Below are 20,630 nucleotides of genomic sequence, written 5' to 3'. Positions count from 1 at the left end.
CACGCCCGTATAATTCTCGCAGAAAATTTCATGATTTTATATAATTCCAAAAGGCTTTTGGGTTTAAATTCAGAAGCCTTTCCCCCTTGTTTTCATTCTCACAAAGTATTCAATACATCCACAATTGGCTTATCTCCTGTTATAAGATCAAACGAACGATTAAATGTATTTTCCTCACCTAATGCCGTCACAATTGTACGCGCCACATCTTCACGGGGGATAGAACCACGCTCCAGATTTTTAGCTGCGGAAATCCTTCCTGTTCCTGGTACGTTTTGAAGATAACCAGGACGCACAATCGTGTACGTCAGACCACTTTCCTCAAGCGTCCTGTCTGCATAATGCTTAGCAACATAATAATGTTTAAGTTCCTCAAACCAGTTCTCTCGATTATGTGCCTGATGACCACTAACCATGATGTACCGTTTCACTCCTGCCTTTCCAGCTGCATCAATCGATTTCACAGCTCCATCCAGATCAACCAATAATGTTTTATCCGGACCGGTACTTCCACCTGACCCAGCAGTAAAGACAATTGCATCACAGCCTTTTGCTGCATCTGCAATTTCCTCCACGCTTCCTTCCAAATCGGCTAACACGGATTCAACACCGGATTGCCTCAGTTCCATTTCCTGTTCTTCCTTTCGCACCATTGCCCTTACACTGTGCTCCGCGCTATCCTGCAATATATTGACAAGATGCTTTCCGATTTGACCATTGGCTCCTATCACAAGAACTTTCACAAAACACCCTCCATTTTTTGAAATTTATAATAATTAGATTGTGGCATACCAGTAACACATTAGCAAACCATTCGATTATGAATGAAAATAAACTAGCCTAAAGGTCAAAACAAAAATCAGGCACCCTCTAGAGTGGAAGCCTGATTCTACTATTGAAAAATATTTTTTAAAAACCCCAACGCATTCATCCCATCAAAACTGCCATCAACGCTTTCTGTGCATGCAGCCGATTTTCTGCCTGCTGAAAGACGACAGATTGCTTTCCGTCCAGGACTTCAGCTGTAATTTCCTCCCCACGATGTGCTGGAAGACAATGCAGCACCACGGCATCGCTTTTAGCAAAGGAACATAACTCCTCATTCACCTGAAAACCGGCAAACTTTTCTTCTCGTAACGCTTGTTCCTCTTCCTGCCCCATACTTGCCCAGACATCTGTATAGATAACATCTGCCTGTTCTGCTGCTTCCTGTGGGTTTGTCGTCACTTCCACTTTACTTCCCGAAGATTTGGCCAGCTGCTCTGCTTTCTGTGTTACTCCAATATCTGGCTGATATCCATCCGGTGCTGCAATGCTAATGTCCATACCCATAATAGCTGAGCCGAGCATTAGGGAATGAGCCATATTGTTTCCATCTCCAATATAGGCAACTTTTACACCATTAAGTCCGCCTTTCACTTCCTGTATGGTCTGCATGTCTGCCATCACTTGGCATGGATGGTACATATCTGTTAACCCATTGATAATCGGAATATGCGCATTTTCTGCCAGTTCCTCCACCATATTTTGTGAAAAAGTCCGGATCATAATACCGTCCAAATATCCGGAAAGTATTTTAGCTGTATCTGAGATTGGTTCTCCTCTGCCAATCTGAAGGTCATTCGAATTCAGGAAAAGCCCCATGCCTCCCAATTGATAAATTCCAGATTCAAAAGATACGCGCGTTCTCGTGGAAGACTTTTCAAAAATCATACCAAGCGTTTTTCCTTTTAAAGGTTGTTCATTTTTACCAAGTTTGTGCTGTTTCTTCAAATGATGAGCTAATTCCAGCAGATAGCTGAGTTCTTCTTTTGTAAAATCAGCAAGTGTCAGGAAATCACGTCCAACCAGCTGATTATGAATACTAAATTCTTTCTCCTGTACCGATTCCATATCACATTCACCCTTTCCCTGCATTAATAATTTCCTTCTCCCCGATTATTTTTCATGATTTTGAATCCATTCTTCTGTAGCATCAAACAACTGAGCTGCTTTTTCAGCTGGTGTTTTATACGGGTTTTTTGCCGTCCCCCCTGCAACATTACGTGCATTAACAACCGCTTCTGGTGTAAGTACATCAAAAATGTCCGCTTCAATCAGTTGAGAGAAATTCTGGAACTCTTCCAGGGTTAAATCCGGCAAGTATCATATTTATTCTGTAACCATTTAATCCCGACAGAAGTATCAAGCTCCGGAATATACTATAACAATTTTACCTTCACTAAAATTAAATACTCCTCTCGTCTAAGTTGTTATGAATTATTATGCATCATTTTGTATAATAATTCAATAGAAAACACAAAAAAATTTAAATATATTTATTTTAAAAAACAAAAGCTCGGGGGTACTCCACTTTCACTGGAACCGGCTTACATTGTAGTAAAAATGTATACTACCAAATTTTTTACTTTTGTATGAAACAACTATTAAATGTCGGTGTTGATATAAAAGACGAAGTAATTTAACAGTGATTTCCTTTCATCCCTTACAAAATAGGTGCTAATGCAACGCTGCTTAAAAAACACTCGCTTTCCACGGGGAACGCTTCAGCCTCGGGCCAACACGATGTTGGTCACATAGGCGTTGCCCCAGGACGGGGCGTTCTTAGCCTATGTTCTTTAATTCGCTCACTGCGGGGTCTTCAGACTGTTCCTTTTCCCTTAGGAGTCTCGCATTTTTTTAGCAGCTTAGAATAGCTTTCTGTTTTAAGGGAGAATACGTTCATGAAACATAAATTCTATGAGCTTTATCCTTTCTATAATCAGGACACCACTCCCAGCGTAGGCAGAATACGTAGACTCCTGCGGGAACAGCACTTTACGTAAGACCCCGCAGCGGCGATCTTCCGCGAGGAGGCTGAAGCCGTGCCCGCGGAAAGCGAAGTATTCTGCCGAAGCGATTGTGATAACACTAGGGTTCAAAAGAAATGGAAGAAGCAAAATCACGATAAAGATACGTCGTCTTTTATATCTTTTACGTCAAAAATAACATATCTTTTGATGGGACGAGTAATCGCAGTCCCACTGTTTAGAGAACAGTTTTCTGGTTAAATTAGCTATTTTCATTATAGATTATGGCGGCATGCTCTTAGCCACCAAGTAGGTTTCTTACCAAACTTGGCTAAACGCCCAAGCTTTATGGCGATAAAGCCAAATCCCGCACTTATGCAGTAAGACAGTTTTATGCTTTCTTAACTGCTAAAAAGCAGTATGACACCAATCGAGGTATCATACTGCTTTTTTGTTTTAGTCCTTTTTACTAATGTACTCGTTCGGGGCTTCATTTTCCTGTGCATTATGATTTTTAAATTGACTCTTGCGCCCATTGCGACGTTCGCCGCTCTGTTCATTCTTTTTAAACATATTATTAAATTCCTTTTCCTTATTAACCATCCGCCTCGTACTCCTTTCCTTCAAAGCTTATATATAGCCTTTGAAACGAAAGGTGAATTTATGCAGAGACCAGATGACAAAAACCGGCTGCGAATTAGTTCAGTTTTTTCTGGACATGAATAATAAAATGACGCTGATCCCCAGCATGATTGTCGCGCTTGATGTAAAAGGCAGACCGAATACTTCTGAAGTAGCACCGGATATACTTGATCCAGCCACCGAGCCCAACGAAAAGAAGGCATAGAAGATTCCATACGCCTTGCCTCTGTCAACCTTGGAAGAAACCTCTGTCACGATCTGGTTCATGGAAGGAAATACGAAGGCAAAACCGATTCCGTAAACAACCATTAATAGAAAGCCGATCCACGCAATAGCAATAAAATTCAGTGTGAGATGGACAAGACCTATCATTGTCAGTCCCATCACAACCAAATGAATAGGTTTAAATTTGTCATATATCCGGTTTAAAGGTGAGACAAAGATAATGACAGCCACAATTCCGAATGTACTTAAAAGCATACCGGTCGTACTGGAATCCAGCCCCATTTCCCCTACTTTCAATGGCAATGCAAATGCCAGTGTTCCATTACTCACCATAAGTGCAAAGGCGGCCAAGGAAGCCTGTATTAGTAATGGCTGCTTTAATAATGGAATAAAATGTTTCAGGGTTACTCTATTTCTTTCTCCAGCTTTAAAGGACTCTTCCACAAATACAGCAATCAGTACAGAGCTAATCAGAAACAGAATGCCAACCATCCAGAATACATAGTCAATCTCAGACCTTGCAGCCATTATTCCACCGATTGCCGGTCCAGCGATTGCCGCAATACCTATACAGGCACCGGTCAAGGCCATCGCTTTTCCCCGTTTACCTTTTCTTGACTGGTCACCAATATAGGCAAAAGCTGCAGGGATCAACACCCCGCCTGCCACACCGTGGAGCAGTCGAATAAAGAAAAGCTGTTCTCCTGACTGAGCATATGGATAAAAGAATAATATCACTGCACCGGAAAGCATACCGGAGAATAGTACTTTCTTTCGGCCGAACAGATCAATCCAATGTCCGCCAAATATATTAGCAATCATATTCGTAAGTGAATAGACCGCTACAATAGCTCCTGCCATAAAATGGGAAGCTCCTAATTCCAACGCATATGGAGTAATAATAGGTAATTGAATAAAAGTATCTAAAAATGACACGACAATCACAAAATATAGTATTTTAGTCATTCAATCATCTCTCTTTCATCCTATATTATACATCACAAAACACATAAAGTCGCTGCCAACCCCCTTAGAAAAACCACCTTTCATATTTTTGACAAATTCAAAGAAGTCCGTTAAAAATCCATAAATCTAGTAAACAAGTTCTATAAATTTACAAAATATTTACATTAACAACATACTTACTTAAAGTTCACCAACTATACTAGCAACTGAGGGCGGAAATCGCTCCATCATAAAATGTTGCATAGGGGAGGACAATTTTCATGAAGTTCAAAAAATATCTAGTATTACTAGTAGCAGCTGCACTGGCAATCGTACTTGTAGCATGCGGGGGATCAGATGCAGAGGAAACAGCATCAGAAGAAACAACTTCAGGCGATAATGCTGAAACTTCGTCTTCAGAAGAGAACAGCGAATCCAGTGACGGAGAATCCGAAGAATTGGAAGGCAGTGTTGTCATTGATGGATCAGGAACGGTTTATCCGTTAATGTCCAGATTAGCGGAAGAATATATGGTAAATGAACAACAAGGCGTATCTGTTGAAGTAAGCCGCGCAGGTACAAGCGCTGGTTTTGAAAGGTTTGTAGAAGGAGAAACAGATTTTAACGACGCATCCCGTACAATCAAAGAGGAAGAGCTTACAGCATCGCAAGAATCAGGATTTGAACCATTTGAAATGAAATTAGCATTAGATGGACTAACCATTGCTATCCACCCGGACAACGACTGGGCTACTGAAATGACGGAAGATGAGATAAAAGGCATTTTCCTTGGAGAATATACGAACTGGTCTGACATCAACTCTGAATGGCCAAATGAAAAAATCAATACGTACGGTCCAAACGAAAACCATGGTACGTATGAGTTCTTTTATGAAACCATTCTTGAAGAACAAGATTTAGTCGAGGATATTAATCTTCAACAAGATTATTCAACACTAGTTACACTGGTTTCTGAAGATGTAAACTCCATTGGATTCTTTGGCTTTGGTTACTATGATAGCAACCAGGACAGCTTACAGGCAGTAGGCATTGACTTCGGTGAAGGTCCAGTTCAACCATCACTTGATACAATTGCAGAAGATGGTCCATACGCTAACTTCACCCGTCCAGTTTTCACTTATTTGAATCCGAACATGGCTCAAGAAAAAGCACAAGTAATGGATTATGCACTTTACGTAATGAATAATACTAATGATTTTGCAGGAGAAACTGGATTTGCTCCAATCCCTGAAGAAGAAGTTCAATCACAAATTGAGGAAATTGAAGGTCTTCAACAATAATTATTACTACAAAATTGATATGTAACGATTATAAGATGAGAGCAACAGAATGCTCTCATCTTATTGTCAGTTATACGCACTGGAAAGGGGCTTCACGAAATGGCAAGAAACAGCGATCCCAACAAGAAAGACGCTGCGAATGTCAGAGAAATGATTGCTGAGAAGAAAGCGGCCAGGAGTATTTCCAACATCACGGAAAAATTGGTGCCTATCATTCTATTTCTAATTGCATTTATTTCTGTACTGACAACACTAGGAATTCTTTATACCTTATTATCGGAAGCAATTGAATTTTTCAAAAGGGTGCCTATTTGGGACTTCTTTACAGGAACGGAACTTAATCCATTAAGTCAAGACCCTGACTTCGGAATATTACCACTGATAAACGGTACGATTATCTCCTCTATCATTGCAATGCTAGTAGCAGGGCCGATTGGGATTATGACAGCTGTTTATCTAAGTGAGTATGCATCAGATAAAGTCAGGAGAACATTGAAACCAATGTTGGAAATCCTCGCAGGTATTCCTACCATTGTGTATGGCTTTTTCGCATTTACATTCATAACCCCAGTTATCCGGGCAATTTTTCCTGCTGTGGAAGCAACGAATATACTCAGCCCTGGACTTATTATGGGGGTAATGATTATACCAATGATCGCTTCCCTTTCTGAAGATGCTATGACATCTGTTCCGAATTCAATGCGCGAGGGCGCTTTAGCATTAGGATCAACAAAACTGGAAGTTACATTCAAAGTGGTCATCCCTGCTGCTTTATCCGGAATTATCTCCTCCTTCGTTCTAGGTATTTCCCGGGCAATCGGTGAAACGATGATTGTAACAATTGCCAGTGGAAGTTCCAAAAACTTTACTTTCGACATTACACAATCGATGCAGACAATGACTGCATATATTGTTGAAGTATCCGGCGGGGAAGCACCTGCAGGCTCTACGATATATTACAGCTTATATGCTGTGGCACTGACACTTTTTGTATTTACACTTATCATGAATCTGCTTGCAAGATATATCTCTCGTAAGTTTAGGGAGGAATATTAGAATGAAATATGTGGATATAGAACAAGTTCAAAAGAAAATGAATGGCCGTGTCCGGAAAAACAATGTATTACAAGGCGTTTTCTTACTCGCGACATTATTTGGTTTGTTTGTACTGGCTGTCTTGATCATTCGGGTACTGACACAAGGGCTGGCCTGGATAAATTGGGATTTCCTTACCGGAAGACTGTCAACGGATCCTGATCGTGCAGGTATTATGGGGGCAATCCTCGGAACTTCCTGGTTAATGCTGGTTGTTATTCCGGTTACGTTGATTGTAGGTATTGGTACAGCCCTGTATTTGGAATTATATGCAAAAAAAGGAAAGATTCAATCTTTTATTACAACAAATATTTCCAACTTGTCAGGTGTGCCTTCGATTGTATACGGGCTTTTGGGGTTAACCGTTTTTGTACGATTAATGGATTTTGGTAACGTCGTTTTAGCTGGTGGACTAACATTATCCCTGCTTGTATTACCGATTGTTATTGTCGCAGCACAAGAAGCAGTTCGTGCAGTACCCCAGCACTTAAGTGAAGCATCTTACGGAATGGGTGCAACGAAATGGCAGACTGTTAAAAAAATCATTTTGCCTGCAGCTTTGCCGGGCATATTGACAGGATCGATTCTAGCTCTATCTCGCGCCATTGGAGAAACGGCTCCGTTAACAGTTCTTGGAATACCAGCATTATTAATTCCATTTCCGGAAGGTTTGTTTGACACATTTACAGCAATGCCGATGCAGATTTATTATTGGACACTTGACTCTGCCCTGGTTGATGAATATGCATTTTTAGCATCTGCAACAATCATTGTATTGCTAGTACTCCTATTTCTGTTGAACTCGATTGCCATCATCATCAGAAATAAATTTCAGCAAAGGTATTAAAAATGCGCGTTTTCTAAAAGATTGGGACGGGGCGTTCTTAGCCTATGTTCTTTAATTCACCGCTGTGGGGTCTTCAGACACGTGCTATTCTGAGGAGGACAAGGAAAACTTCGGCAGCGTTACATCGCACGAAGAAAATTTGTACACATTTTCGAGGAGTCAACGGTTCGCAGCGAAAATCAACCATCATAAGGCTATGTTTGTTATATAATCAAGCAATATAAGTATTTTGATGAAGTTACAGTATCTTACAAGCGGAGGAAATACACGAAGACTCCTGCGGGAGAAAAGGCATCGGTGAGACCCCGCAGTGCGATAGCACGAGGAGGCTCAACAGCCGCCCGCGGAAAGCGAAGTGTATTTCCGCAGCGGGGATTAAGTATCCACCTTCTCTTCAAGTTATGTCACAGTTTATTTCAACTGTTATGGATAAAAAACAACAGAATTTACGAAAACTGTCTAAAATCTAAAAGGAGTGAAAAGATGAGTCTAGTCTCAGAGAAGCAAAAAGTAAACATTAATCCGCAATCATCCAATGATACAGATACGAATAAAAATATTGTCTATGACACGAAGGACTTTAATCTATGGTATGGATCAACACATGCTTTAAAGGATATAAACCTGTCTATTCATGAAAAAGAAGTGACCGCAATTATTGGACCCTCCGGCTGTGGAAAATCAACCTATATTAAATCATTGAATCGGATGGTTGAACTTGTCCCAAGCGTTCGGACAAGCGGTGTAATTGCTTATAATAATAAAAACATCCTGGATAGGTCTTTCAAAGTGGAAGATTTAAGAACCCGTGTAGGAATGGTCTTTCAAAAACCGAATCCATTTCCAAAATCCATTTATGAAAATGTGGTATACGGTCCAAAAATACACGGAATCCGCAATAAAAAAATCTTGGATGAAATCGTCGAACGAAGTCTGACAGGTGCTTCCTTATGGGATGAGGTAAAAGACCGTTTAAATGAAAATGCATATGGTCTTTCTGGTGGGCAACAGCAGCGTCTATGTATTGCCCGTTGTCTAGCAATTGAACCGGAAGTCATCTTAATGGATGAACCAACATCCGCACTTGATCCAAAATCAACACTACGCATTGAAGAATTAATCCAGGAACTAAAAAAAGAATACTCTATTATCATTGTCACCCATAACATGCAGCAGGCTGCACGTATTTCAGATAAGACAGCATTTTTCCTTAATGGGGAAGTTGTTGAGTTTGATAAAACCGATGCAGTATTCACAAACCCGGCTGACAGTCGTACCGAGGATTATATTTCCGGGCGTTTCGGGTGAATTATAAATGCCTGTCTATCCCCCAGGAGGGATGGACAGTTTTTTTATGCAATAGTCCCCGCCCATTTATGAAAAAATATACGTAACTAGCTCAACGGAATACTAGTTTTATTTAAAAAGTGTTGTACTTGTGTGATATATTTATAAGATAAACTAGCAATAAACGATTTAGTTGGGTCATACAAATACGGAGGTGTCATTTATGTTAACAAATGAAATTACAGAGCTTCTGGAAATTAAGTACCCGATTATACAAGCACCAATGGCGGGAGGAATAACAACATCAACATTAGTATCTGAGGTTTCCAATTCTGGAGGCCTTGGCATGATTGGGGTGGGTGGTATGCCTTCTAATCAAATGCGAGAACAAATCAGGGAAGTAAAGCAGCTTACATCCAATAATTTCGGCATAAATTTATTTGTTCCAGGGGAATTTACTACTTCAGATAGTGAAATTGAAGAAACGACGAAACTATTAGATCCTCTTTTCAGGAAGTTAGATATACAACAAAATGAAGTTGATCTTCCGAGTTCAAAGAGAAATTATGAAAGTTTTCAGGAGAAAGTTGAAATTATAGCGGAAGAAAGGGTCCCTGTTTGTTCCTTTATTTTCGGTATTCCACCAAAAGAAGTAATTACTAAATTAAAAGGAAACGGAATAATAGTCATAGGAACAGCTACAACAGTCCATGAAGCAGTGGAAATAGAAAACGCCGGATTAGATGCTGTTGTTGTTCAAGGAAGTGAAGCTGGTGGACATCGGGGGACTTTTGCGGGTGAAGTAGAGGAAAGCTTAATTGGTTTAATGTCACTTCTTCCACAAGCAGCAAATCATGTAACAATCCCTATTATTGCTGCTGGAGGGATTATGGATGGAAGAGGGTTGGCGGCTTCCCTTTGCTTAGGTGCAAAAGGTGTACAGATGGGCACAGCTTTCTTGACTACTATTGAGAGTGGAGCACACCCTCTCCATAAGGAAGCCATTCTTGATACCAGTAAAGAACAAACTGTATTGACACGGTCATTCACAGGCAAGTTTGCAAGAGCAATCAAGAATTCATTTGTTTCCGATTTGCAGAAACACGAAGGTGTTTTTCCAGACTTTCCAATTCACCGTGTATTGGCCCAGCCTATTGTAAAGGCTTCTCAATCACAAAATAATCCAGAATATATGCTATTATTATCTGGTCAAAGTCCGGGGCTGGCTAAGCATGAAACCGTTCAAACCTTAATGGCAAATATGATTACTGAAGCTAAAAAAATGAATATAGATCTTTAGAGATATAACAGGCACACCTCTATGAGATGTGCCTTTATTTTTAATGTTTTAAATATGTTTTAACGCATCCGCAATCGCTGTTTCACCTGTTGTAAGATCGAAAGCACGTTTATATGTGTTTTCTTCATCTAATGCTGCAATCGCAGTACTGGCCACGTCTTCACGTGGAATGGAACCTGTATCTACAAAATCAGCAGCAGCGATTTTTCCTGTACCCGGTTCATTTAATAGTGCGCCCGGGCGCAGAATTGTATATACTAAATCACTTGCTTCGACCATTCTGTCCGCATAATGCTTGGCTGCTGAATAATGGGCAATGTTTTCAGGCCAATATTCTCTTTTATTTGACTGGATTGCACTGATCATAATAAAACGCTTTACTCTAGCCTGCTCAGCAGCTTCCACTGATTTAGCTGCCCCGTCAAGATCGATTAATAACGTTTTATCTGCATCTGTATGGGCTCCTGAACCGGCTGTAAAGATAACTGCTTCACAACCTTTTGCCGCTTCTGAAATCTCATCCACGCTGCCCTCCAAATTAGCCACGACAGCTTCCACGCCGGATTGTTTAAGGTCTTGTGCCTGTTCTTCCTTCCTTACCATCGCTCTTACAGTATGTTCATTGCTGCTTTTCAGTTGATTGATAAGATGGTTTCCAATCTGTCCATTCGCACCAATTACAAGAACTTTCACTTGGCATATCCCCTTTGTATTTTATTTATATTTTGATTATTTCATAGCAATGATAGGGTAGCAAGTAAAGGGCTTGGCCATGTATCTGCTAATCTTCCCTGTCTACACTTACGTCGTCGGGATGGTATTGATATATTTTCAGATCCACATTTCCTGTACCACGAACCTCCACACCTTCACCTTCCAGCCTCATTTGCTGTTCCATTGCAATTTTTTCACTTTTTATGGCAATCTGTCCTTTTGCATTAATCACCCGGTGCCAGGGCAACTCATATTTTTTGCTCATGGAATGCAGTACCCGAACAACCTGTCTGGAACCACGCGGGCTTCCTGCTGCCCGGGCAATCTGACCATATGTCATCACTTTCCCTTCAGGTATTTCTCTGATGATATGAATGACATTTTCAGTAAAGGTTTTCAACGTCTATCTCTCCTTTATAACGCTTGTAACGTTTAATCGAAAAAATGCTAGATCCCCGCTACCCAATAGTATAACACCTCTATCAAGCGGGAAATGCCATTGCCTGTTATCATTGTTCTAAGAATAAATATAACTGTAAAAGAGGGATTCGTATGAAAGCAATCATTGTGAAACAGCCTGGCGGGGCCGAACAATTACAGATGTCAGAACAGCCAAAGCCCAAAGTAAAGCAAGGTGAATTATTGATTAAAGTAAAAGCTGCAGCTGTTAACCGGACAGATATCATCAGTCGTAAAGGACGTTCAGGGTATATGAACAACCCGATTCTAGGTATTGAAGTTGCAGGTGTTGTTGAAGAAACTGGACCTGGAGCAGATGATAAAACCGGCATGCCTGTAATGGGGCTTGTAAATGGCGGTGGTTATGCGGAATATGCAGTAATGCCTGCTGAGAGGGCGATGATTATTCCGGAAAATCTTTCATTTGAGCAAGCGGTTGCCGTTCCGGAAGTATTCCTGACTGCATATCAGACATTATTCTTACTCGGTAATTTGCGCGAGAATGAAACCGTACTGATTCATGCAGGTGGAAGCGGTGTTGGAACAGCGGCTATCCAGCTCGCCAAACAATTGGGCAAAGCCAATGTGATTACAACTGCAGGCTCCGAAGAAAAGCTTAAGTTTTGCCAATCCTTAGGTGCAGATACCGTAATCAACTATAAGGAGCAGCATTTCGATGAGGAAGTGAAGAAAGCCACCGATGGACAGGGTGTTGATCTCATTCTTGACTTTATTGGCGCCTCCTATTGGGACAAGAATCTAAACAGTATCAGCGTGGATGGCCGCTGGGTTCTGATTGGATTGCTAGGTGGATCAGAACTCAACAAGGTGAATTTAGGAGATCTCATGAGCAAACGTGTTCTCCTGCAAGGTACACTGCTTACACCAAGAAGTGATGCATATAAAGCAGATCTTTCACATGAATTTGCAACAAAAACGATGGAAATGTTTGAGGCGGGAACAATCAAACCTGTCATCGACCGTGTCTTTGCGCTTGAAGATATACAACAGGCACATCAACATATGGAAAACAATAAAAACATCGGCAAAATTATATTGAAAGTTGAAGAATAAAAGGAAAGCGGGCAGTGCTGTTGCTGTCCGTTTTTTATATATAGAGGGTTGCCCTTATGACATTGCACAAATTATGCAAAGCTGTCAAAATTCTCTCCACCACTAGACAGCCTATTTTTTATTTCCCGGGAAATATCGACATAAAGTGCGCAACAATCAGTGAGTTTGCTCCCTTTTTGTTAAAGATGCACTATTTAAACCAGCCATTCTCCTTGAAACGGGAGATTGCTTCAATTCGATTACTCACATTCAGCTTATCCAGGATAACGGAAACGTAATTACGGACAGTGCCATTCGTAATATAAAGCTCCTTCGCAATTTGCTTGGTATTTTTCCCCTCGGCAATAAGTCTGATTACCTGCTCCTCCCGCTCTGTCAGAGGATTTGCATTATCATACGCCATGTCAACGAGTTCCGGGGCATACACTTTTCTGCCATTCATGATGGTTCGAATCGCATTAGCCAGTTCCTCACTAGGACTGTCCTTTAGTAAATAACCACTAATCCCTGCATTACGAGCACGTTCGAAATAACCGGTTCTTGCAAAAGTTGTGAGTACAATCACTTTACAGGGGTGGTCTGTCAATTCCTCTGCAGCATCAAGTCCGCTTTTCAGTGGCATTTCAATATCCATAATACAGACATCTGGTTGTCGTTGTTTGACTAGAGTTAGTGCTTCTTCGCCGTTCCTTGCTTTTCCGACAACTTCCATATCTTCCTCCAAATCAAGCAAAGCACCTAATGCCCCAAGCAGCATCCCCTGGTCTTCTGCAATTACAATTCGGATCATTTCAATTCCTCCTCATCAGGCTGTTGAATCACTAGTGGCGCCCGTATGATAAGCGTTGTGCCCTCCGATGATTCTATATGTAAGCTGCCATTCACAAACTCCAGACGCTCCTTCATTCCTTGAAGGCCATTTTCCTTGAAAACAATTCGTTCCGTAATACCAATTCCATCGTCTTTCACTTTTACCATTACTTCCGTTGAGGAATGTGAAATCAGGATATTGCAGAAAGATGCCTGGCTGTGCTTAACAACATTCGTTACAGCTTCCTTTAAACACATACTAAGCACATTTTCAACTAATAAAGGCGTATGTTCCAGCTCAGGATTTCCCTCAATGCGAACATCAATTTGAGCAGCTTTTAAAATTTCCCGGACACGAGTTATTTCATCTTTCAGTTTTGCGCCTTTCATATCAGAAACCATTTCGCGTACTTCCTTTAAAGCCATTCTTGCTGTTTGATGGATATCGTTAATTTGTGATTTTGCAGTATCAGGGTCAGCTGTAATCAGTTTTTTGGCGAGATCGCTTTTTAGACCGATGAGAGACAACTTCTGTCCCAATGTATCATGCAGATCACGGGCAATCCGCTCACGCTCTTCCACAACAACCAGCTGCGAGATTTTTTTATTCGCATCCTTTAATTGCCCTTCCAGTCTTTCCCGCTTGTTACGGTTATACAGGGTAATCGGCAACAGGCTCACACCAATAATCGCAATGGATGTGAATGGGAGCTGGGAATAGAAAAATTCGCTTTGTGTAAAAAAACTGACGCTCACTGCTCCAATCGTTGTAACAAGGTGAACGACATATAAGGTGATAAACCCACCCTTATGTTCAATATTCCCAATGTAGAAAGCTAAAAAGAGAGCAAAATAAACATAGCCCCAAAACACAGTCATCATTATGCTTATTGCCATATTGATGCTTACAGACAAATAAACGGTCCACGTCCATTCCCGGGACAGGAAAGAGACTCTGTATGTGATAAAAAATAGTAAAATCATGAAGATACCAAAAATGATTTCCATTGTCCCTGATGAACGAAATACAAAATAAAATGGCAAAACACAAAAGATAATCCACGCAAAGGCACTAAGCCCCGTGTTTTTTGGAAAAATGTGATACCAGCTCTGCATCATAACCCCCCTCCCAACTTCCTTAAAGTATATTAGAAAACTTAGATTTTCGCTATGTCTTAAAGTAAAAATATTTAGTCTAAGCTTATGTATCGGCTCTTCTATCCTGGCCAAAAAGAAAGCCCAACAATACATGATCGAAGGGCTTTCGTTAAAATTATTCTATTTCTCCTGGAGGCCTGTCGGTTGATTGTTAATCTGGATACCTACTTTTCTTTTTCGCAAAAGACTCTTAACTTCACGGAAGCTGACAAATGATTTGTTCGCTTCATCATAGAGCCGGAAGCGAATCGATTTCAGACTTGACGCGAGTGTAATAGTTGTCGCCTTTTGCAGTGGTGGCGTCGATTCATGTGCTTTTTCCAGGTTGTAATTGGGAACCCTGGGGCTCAAGTGATGCACATGATGATAGCCAATGCTTCCTGTCAGCCATTCCAGTACCTTTGGAAGCTTATAATAGGAACTCCCATCCACAGCTGCTTTTACAAAATCCCATTCCTCTTCATTTTCAAAATAGGAATCCTCGAACTGGTGCTGAACATAGAATAACCAGATGCCGAGTGCTCCAGCGATGAACAGGATTGGCATCTGTATAATAAGAAATGCCTGCCAGCCAACTGCCCAGATTAACAGTGCATAAATTGCTGCAATTGAAAAATTGATGAAATAGGTGTTCATTCGCTCTTTTTGTTTTGCGCCTTTGCGGTTAAAACGGTTTGACAGAAGGAAGAGATATAGCGGCCCCAACCCGAACATTACGATTGGATTCCGGTACAGGCGATAGGCTAGTCTGCCCCAAAAAGATGCTTCTATATATTCATTAACTGTCATTACCCATACATCACCAGTACCGCGCTTATCAAGGTTACTGCTTGTCGCATGGTGGATGGCATGGCTTCGTTTCCATTTATCAAAGGCAAAATGCGTAATAATACCGGTTATTGTACCGACAATTCGATTCGCTTTACTGCTTTTGAAAAAAGACCCGTGTGTGCAATCATGAAAAATGATAAAAACCCGAACAACAAATCCTGCTGCCACTACTGCCAGAGCAAGTCCTAACCAAATCGAAATGGACAGACTCTGGTATGCAAGGAACCAAAGCAGTAAAAATGGGATGACGGTATTGATTAACTGTATGATACTTGCTCTCGTATCTGAATTTGCAAAAGGTGTAACACTTTTTCTTAATTGCGCCTGTTTTTGTTTACTCATAGCTTCCTCCTGATCAAACATAATCTTCTAGCTTTATCATACGCATAAATCAATTGGATTATAAGACACAACTGTCAAGAAGAAGGTATGACAAATGTCATGTTGGATAGGAGGGGGGCCAGACCCCGGTCGAAATCTGTCGAAAAAAAAGAGCCTGAAATTTCAAGCTCGTTCTCCATCCTATAGCCAGACCATTTCAACCGGCATTACTTCCTCGATTGCTTGTTGATAGTTCTCTTTTTCTTTCTCTGTCATCCATATATGAACCGTTCCTTGATCCTTACTTGTCCGGATCAGACGGCCGATCCCCTGACGCAGCCGCAGTAGCATATAAGGTATATCTACTTCCTTGTCTGCATCAGCCGCATGTTTTCGTTTCGCCTGAAAGACAGGGTCCTGCGGCGCGAATGGGAGGGATGAGATAATTACCTGTGTCAATGCCTCTCCCGGCACATCCAGCCCTTCCCATAAATGGTAGGAACAAAGCACAACGTTTTCTTCGGTTTGAAATCTCCGTACCGTAGCACTAATCTCCATATCTCCTTCATAGAGACAGGTGAAAGACCAGTGTTGATCTTTTGCCCAATTACGGAATTGATTCATTTCTTCAACGGAGGAAAACAGCACTAATGACTTCCCATTATTTTCTGTTAACTGCTTGCCGATTTTTTCCCATTTTCCTTGCACGTCAATTTCCATATGACCGTTCAGACTCATTTTGGCCTCATAATCGAATGGTGAATCGACAGAAAAAGCGTCATACTTTTCAATTCCCAAACTGTTTGCCAGATAGGAAAAATCCTTTCCTTCAGATAAGGTGGCTGATGAAAATATAAACGGAATCTTTTTAGAGAACACTTCCTTTTTCAAAACATCCTCAACTAAACGGGGCATAATGACAAGGCTCGTGGTACTTTCATTTTCCTCAAGCCAATAAATCCCCTCATCACTTTTAAGTAAGACAGACAACCCGTAAGAGAAGAACTCAAGGTATTCCTCAATGATTTTCACATGGTAATCATCAATTGTGAACAGCTCCGCATCAAATACTAGTTGCTCCAATAATTGATCCACCTTTTCATGCAGGTCAATCGCCATATCGACCATTCCTTCAGAAAGTGTAAGTTCCTGGCGGTTTGACCCTTCCACGCTTGAAGCGGCTTCTTGTAGGTTTTCAAACCATTCATCATTCATTGCCAGAATATCCTCCACAAGGACGAGCGATTCCTCGCGCACTTCCTGACTCATATAGCCTGTCAGCACATTGGTCAATGCATCAAAATTAAAACGGTAGGTCAACCCTTTCTGTGCGGAAAACTCCAAAAGATGTCCTTCATCGAATACAACACAACTCGCCTCAGGTAAGAGTGGCATCTGTCCCTCACGTTTACGGGAATCCTTTGTCCATATATGCTCCATGTAAAAATCATGTGAGCAAATAATGATATCCGTCGCGTGACGATAGTAATCCCTGTTAAGTGTCTGTGCACTTCGGTGCCGCCAATCACAGGTAGAACACTGCTGCAGAGGATCCCAGGCGATGTCTTCCCATTTCTCATTCGAGACCCACGGATACTCTTTGCGGTCACCGTAACGCTCGAATGCCTGCATTGATGTCCCTGTTTCAAAGACAAAATCCGGAACCTGGTCATAGACCTGCAATACATCCTCATCATCTGTCCGCCGGCTAAGCGGGTCCAGCTTTTTCATGCATACATAGTTTTCCCTTGCCTTTGCCAAACGCACATCAACATGGAGTCCAAGTGCGGTCTCCAGCTTCTCGATGTCGCCGCCTTCTTTTACAAGCTGCTCAATCAATGTCTCATCCGCACAGGAAATAATCGCCGGTTTTCCCCGATGGCGGGCATAGCAGATTGCATAAACTAAATAAACGAGCGTTTTCCCTGTCCCGACGCCCGCCTCTGCAAATATGGTACGCTTATTTTTAAAAGCCTGTTCCAGTTGGAAGGCCATATAAATTTGTTCATCACGTAATTCGTATCCCATCTCAGGCAACATATCGTAAAAAACATCACCGACATAATCCCCTAAACGGTCAAAAAAGTTATCTGTTTTCCCTACTGTAAATGGAAGTGAACCTGTTTTTACCATTATAAACTCCTCTTCAAATTTCATTAGACATGTAATTATACAGCAGCAGGTAAAGCCTGTCACGCACACTGACTTTACTCGACATTATCAGGGTAGTAACGGTGGCGGCTCAAGCTTTTTTCTCAGCCACTATTTTTGTATAGAGTATTGCTCTCAATTCTTCCAGCGATTCTTTCGATAACCAGTCGATATGTAACTGTTCTTCTTTTCCATCCTTAAAATGAAGATAAATAAGTGTACTAACCTGTGTATAGCTCTCCATATCGTGGAAAGAGAATTCTTTCCTCGGCAGAAAAAAAGCATGGTAAATAGAGATGTAATCACCCTTGATACGAATATAATCTTTCTCAGGAAGCTTCATATAGTGTATGCCCCGGAATGCGCCGACAATGGAACCAAGTAAAGCTATAATCACTAGAACCGGCCAGATGGACTCCTGCACGGAAGCATCGATGACCAGTAATATCAGGCCCGTCACAGCTGTGATAAAACCTTCATTCCTTGCTTTTCTCCACTTTTTCAAATCTGCAAATGTAAAGCTCATCCAAACACCCTTTATAACTATTTACTATGTATACGATTTGATAGCTATTTTGATTCATCTTTGATTGATGTTTGCTAGAATTAATGAACCTCGCTCGAATCAATGAATCCACCACTCGTTTCAGCTCCTGTCTCGCTCATTTAAAACGCAAAAGCCGATTTCCTCCCTCCCCCAGAAAGAAAATCGACTTTTAAATATATAATACCCTATTGTTTGATCTGCCCCATTCGACAAAATTCGACCGGGGTCTGGCCCCCCTAAGACTCTTGTTCTACCAGCTCACGCATGCTGCCATTCTTTGCGAAATTCGCATGCCATGAGAAGGCTTTTTCCAGCACATGAGGGGTCTGCCCTCCACGCTCAAGTGCTTCTTGGTAATAATCCCACAGCTGCTTGCGATAGGATGGATGTGCACAGTTTTCGATAATCAATGGTACACGTTCTCTTGGTGCAAGCCCGCGAAGATCCGCATACCCTTGCTCTGTAACGACAACGTCCACATCATGCTCTGTATGGTCGATATGTGATACAAATGGAACAATACTTGAAATATCCCCATTTTTGGCAATGGATTTCGTTACAAAAATGGCCAAACGCGCATTTCGGGCAAAGTCCCCCGATCCGCCAATGCCGTTCATCATTTTCGTTCCACTTACATGTGTTGAGTTCACATTACCGTAGATATCAAACTCCAAAGCTGTATTGATGGAAATCAGACCGAGACGACGAATGATTTCCGGGTGGTTTGACATTTCCTGTGGACGCATTACTAATTTATCACGGTATTTTCCAAAATCATTAAATACCTGCTTCATTTTTTCATCAGACAGGGTGATTGAACAGCAAGAAGCAAAGCTCACCTTCCCTGCATCGATTAAATCAAATACAGCGTCCTGCAGTACTTCGGAATAAACCTCCAAGTCTTTAAACTCAGAATCTATCATGCCGTGAAGCACTGCATTGGCAACCGACCCGATACCGGATTGTAATGGGGCAAGTTGCTTTGTCAGTCTCCCTGAAGCAATCTCATCCCGCAAAAAGTCCAGCAGGTGATCTGCCATGATTTTCGTTTCCTCATCCGGTGGCACAATGGTTGATGGCGAATCCAACTGGCTTGTAAAAACAATGCCCTGTACTTTATCCCAGTCCACCGGGATACCTTGTGTTCCAATACGCTGATTTGGTCTGGTCAATGGAATCGGCGCGCGTTCCCCTTGTTTGCCCGGGCTGTATAAATCATGCACACCCTCTAGCAGCTCTGGCTGGGATAAATTAATCTCCACAATGATAGACCTCGCATTTTCTGCAAAAGCCAGAGAATTTCCAATGGAGGTGGTTGGAATAATCATACCATCCTCCGTTATTGAAAGAGCTTCCAAAACTGCATAATCAACAGGTTCAAGCACATCCCCACGCAGTAGTTCTGCTGTATGTGACAGATGATGATCAACAAACAGATGCCCGCCGGAGTTGATCTCTTTTCTCATCGTTGGATCTGCCTGGAATGGTAACCGTTTATTGACGATTCCTGCTTTGGCAAACATTTCATCAATATTGGATCCCATGGAAGCTCCTGTGTATACATTCACCTTGAAGTCCTCACCATTTTCTGCCCGTTTCACGAGTGCTGTCGGTACGGCCTTTACATCCCCTGCCCGGGTAAAACCGCTCAACCCCAATGTCATTCCATCATCGATCCAGGAAGCAGCTTTCTCTGCTGTAACCACCCGGTCATGAAGGCGAGGGTCTTTAATACGATCATAGTTATTCTCCATGTTCCATCCCTCTTTCGTAATTATTTTAACTTTCATGTTACCGGAAACGCTTTCTTTTTTGGCGATTTTTGATGGAAAAAGCAGATATAGTGATAAACCAGAGAAATTGGGGTATAAAGCAGAAGATGCAAGTAATAGAATATGGCCTGATTCCATGCATATAAATATTCGTATTTTAATTCAAAGCTCTTTTCGCATCATTTGTTGCTCTTTAACCTTCGCAGTTGATATAAAAGACGAAGTAACTGCTGGGTTGATTTCCGCTGCGGACCGTTGCTTTCCGCGGGCACGGCTTCAGTCTCCTCGAGAAACCCACTCTGCGGGGTCTTCAGACACGTGCTGTTCCCGCAGGAGTCAACGGCCCTCCGCTCCAATCAACC

General features: G+C 41.6%; 19 protein-coding genes. 6 read left to right on the top strand and 13 right to left on the bottom strand.

Annotated elements, in window-relative coordinates; genetic code table 11:
- Positions 1–98: 98 nt before the first annotated feature.
- From ACZ427_RS18625 to ACZ427_RS18605, 5 genes are all read right to left on the bottom strand, one after another.
- Positions 99–743: an SDR family oxidoreductase gene (locus ACZ427_RS18625; RefSeq protein ID WP_461177332.1), complete on the bottom strand. Its 645-nt coding sequence runs from the start codon at positions 741–743 to the stop codon at positions 99–101.
- 184 nt (positions 744–927) lie between these two features.
- On the bottom strand, positions 928–1,893 hold the full coding sequence (gene argF, locus ACZ427_RS18620; protein ID WP_461177333.1) for an ornithine carbamoyltransferase: 966 nt from the start codon (positions 1,891–1,893) through the stop codon (positions 928–930).
- Between the two features lie 45 nt (positions 1,894–1,938).
- Positions 1,939–2,142, bottom strand: a complete 204-nt coding sequence (locus tag ACZ427_RS18615; RefSeq protein ID WP_461177334.1) for a hypothetical protein — start codon at positions 2,140–2,142, stop codon at positions 1,939–1,941.
- 1,103 nt (positions 2,143–3,245) lie between these two features.
- Positions 3,246–3,392, bottom strand: coding sequence for a hypothetical protein (locus ACZ427_RS18610; RefSeq protein ID WP_461177335.1), 147 nt, complete (start codon positions 3,390–3,392; stop codon positions 3,246–3,248).
- 99 nt (positions 3,393–3,491) lie between these two features.
- Positions 3,492–4,622: an MFS transporter gene (locus ACZ427_RS18605; protein ID WP_461177336.1), complete on the bottom strand. Its 1,131-nt coding sequence runs from the start codon at positions 4,620–4,622 to the stop codon at positions 3,492–3,494.
- 260 nt (positions 4,623–4,882) lie between these two features.
- On the opposite strand from ACZ427_RS18605, the gene ACZ427_RS18600 reads away from it, so the two are divergent.
- The 5 genes from ACZ427_RS18600 to ACZ427_RS18580 all read left to right on the top strand — a co-directional run bounded on the left by ACZ427_RS18600 (position 4,883) and on the right by ACZ427_RS18580 (position 10,431).
- Entirely contained in the window at positions 4,883–5,902 is a 1,020-nt protein-coding gene (locus tag ACZ427_RS18600) for a PstS family phosphate ABC transporter substrate-binding protein (RefSeq protein ID WP_461177337.1), read from the top strand.
- Between the two features lie 99 nt (positions 5,903–6,001).
- Positions 6,002–6,958 (top strand): phosphate ABC transporter permease subunit PstC, encoded by a 957-nt coding sequence (gene pstC / locus ACZ427_RS18595; protein ID WP_461177338.1) that lies wholly within the window; start codon positions 6,002–6,004, stop codon positions 6,956–6,958.
- Position 6,959: 1 nt separating this feature from the next.
- Positions 6,960–7,844, top strand: coding sequence for a phosphate ABC transporter permease PstA (pstA, locus tag ACZ427_RS18590; RefSeq protein ID WP_461177339.1), 885 nt, complete (start codon positions 6,960–6,962; stop codon positions 7,842–7,844).
- A 483-nt stretch (positions 7,845–8,327) separates the two neighbouring features.
- Positions 8,328–9,152 carry a phosphate ABC transporter ATP-binding protein PstB gene (gene pstB / locus ACZ427_RS18585; RefSeq protein WP_461177340.1) on the top strand — a complete coding sequence of 275 codons (825 nt, stop codon included), beginning with the start codon at positions 8,328–8,330 and terminating at the stop codon, positions 9,150–9,152.
- A 202-nt stretch (positions 9,153–9,354) separates the two neighbouring features.
- Positions 9,355–10,431 (top strand): NAD(P)H-dependent flavin oxidoreductase, encoded by a 1,077-nt coding sequence (locus tag ACZ427_RS18580; RefSeq protein WP_461177341.1) that lies wholly within the window; start codon positions 9,355–9,357, stop codon positions 10,429–10,431.
- A 48-nt stretch (positions 10,432–10,479) separates the two neighbouring features.
- Here the strand turns inward: ACZ427_RS18580 and ACZ427_RS18575 are convergent, their stop codons facing one another.
- Together ACZ427_RS18575 and ACZ427_RS18570 are read right to left on the bottom strand one after the other, a co-directional pair.
- Positions 10,480–11,124: an SDR family oxidoreductase gene (locus tag ACZ427_RS18575; RefSeq protein ID WP_461177342.1), complete on the bottom strand. Its 645-nt coding sequence runs from the start codon at positions 11,122–11,124 to the stop codon at positions 10,480–10,482.
- Positions 11,125–11,212: 88 nt separating this feature from the next.
- The gene (locus ACZ427_RS18570) at positions 11,213–11,485 is read right to left on the bottom strand and encodes an MGMT family protein (RefSeq protein WP_464883591.1); all 273 of its coding nucleotides are present in this window, start codon (positions 11,483–11,485) and stop codon (positions 11,213–11,215) included.
- Between the two features lie 212 nt (positions 11,486–11,697).
- On the opposite strand from ACZ427_RS18570, the gene ACZ427_RS18565 reads away from it, so the two are divergent.
- On the top strand, positions 11,698–12,678 hold the full coding sequence (locus tag ACZ427_RS18565) for an NAD(P)H-quinone oxidoreductase (RefSeq protein ID WP_461177344.1): 981 nt from the start codon (positions 11,698–11,700) through the stop codon (positions 12,676–12,678).
- A gap of 190 nt (positions 12,679–12,868) precedes the next feature.
- Here the strand turns inward: ACZ427_RS18565 and ACZ427_RS18560 are convergent, their stop codons facing one another.
- The 6 genes from ACZ427_RS18560 to ACZ427_RS18535 all read right to left on the bottom strand — a co-directional run bounded on the left by ACZ427_RS18560 (position 12,869) and on the right by ACZ427_RS18535 (position 20,250).
- The gene (locus ACZ427_RS18560) at positions 12,869–13,468 is read right to left on the bottom strand and encodes a response regulator (RefSeq protein WP_461177345.1); all 600 of its coding nucleotides are present in this window, start codon (positions 13,466–13,468) and stop codon (positions 12,869–12,871) included.
- Positions 13,465–14,604 (bottom strand): sensor histidine kinase, encoded by a 1,140-nt coding sequence (locus ACZ427_RS18555; RefSeq protein ID WP_461177463.1) that lies wholly within the window; start codon positions 14,602–14,604, stop codon positions 13,465–13,467. The genes ACZ427_RS18560 and ACZ427_RS18555 overlap by 4 nt, the downstream gene beginning before the upstream one ends.
- Before the next feature lie 162 nt (positions 14,605–14,766).
- Positions 14,767–15,819: a Delta(5) desaturase DesA gene (gene desA, locus ACZ427_RS18550; protein ID WP_461177346.1), complete on the bottom strand. Its 1,053-nt coding sequence runs from the start codon at positions 15,817–15,819 to the stop codon at positions 14,767–14,769.
- Positions 15,820–15,999: 180 nt separating this feature from the next.
- Positions 16,000–17,931, bottom strand: coding sequence for an ATP-dependent DNA helicase (locus tag ACZ427_RS18545; RefSeq protein ID WP_461177347.1), 1,932 nt, complete (start codon positions 17,929–17,931; stop codon positions 16,000–16,002).
- A 109-nt stretch (positions 17,932–18,040) separates the two neighbouring features.
- Positions 18,041–18,475: a hypothetical protein gene (locus tag ACZ427_RS18540; RefSeq protein WP_461177348.1), complete on the bottom strand. Its 435-nt coding sequence runs from the start codon at positions 18,473–18,475 to the stop codon at positions 18,041–18,043.
- A 257-nt stretch (positions 18,476–18,732) separates the two neighbouring features.
- Positions 18,733–20,250: an acetyl-CoA hydrolase/transferase family protein gene (locus tag ACZ427_RS18535; protein WP_461177349.1), complete on the bottom strand. Its 1,518-nt coding sequence runs from the start codon at positions 20,248–20,250 to the stop codon at positions 18,733–18,735.
- Between the last annotated feature and the right edge of the window lie 380 nt (positions 20,251–20,630).

This window comes from Virgibacillus ainsalahensis (assembly GCF_055380755.1).
Note: the sequence above shows the minus strand (reverse complement) of the source record. Positions and strands in the feature narration are given on the sequence as shown.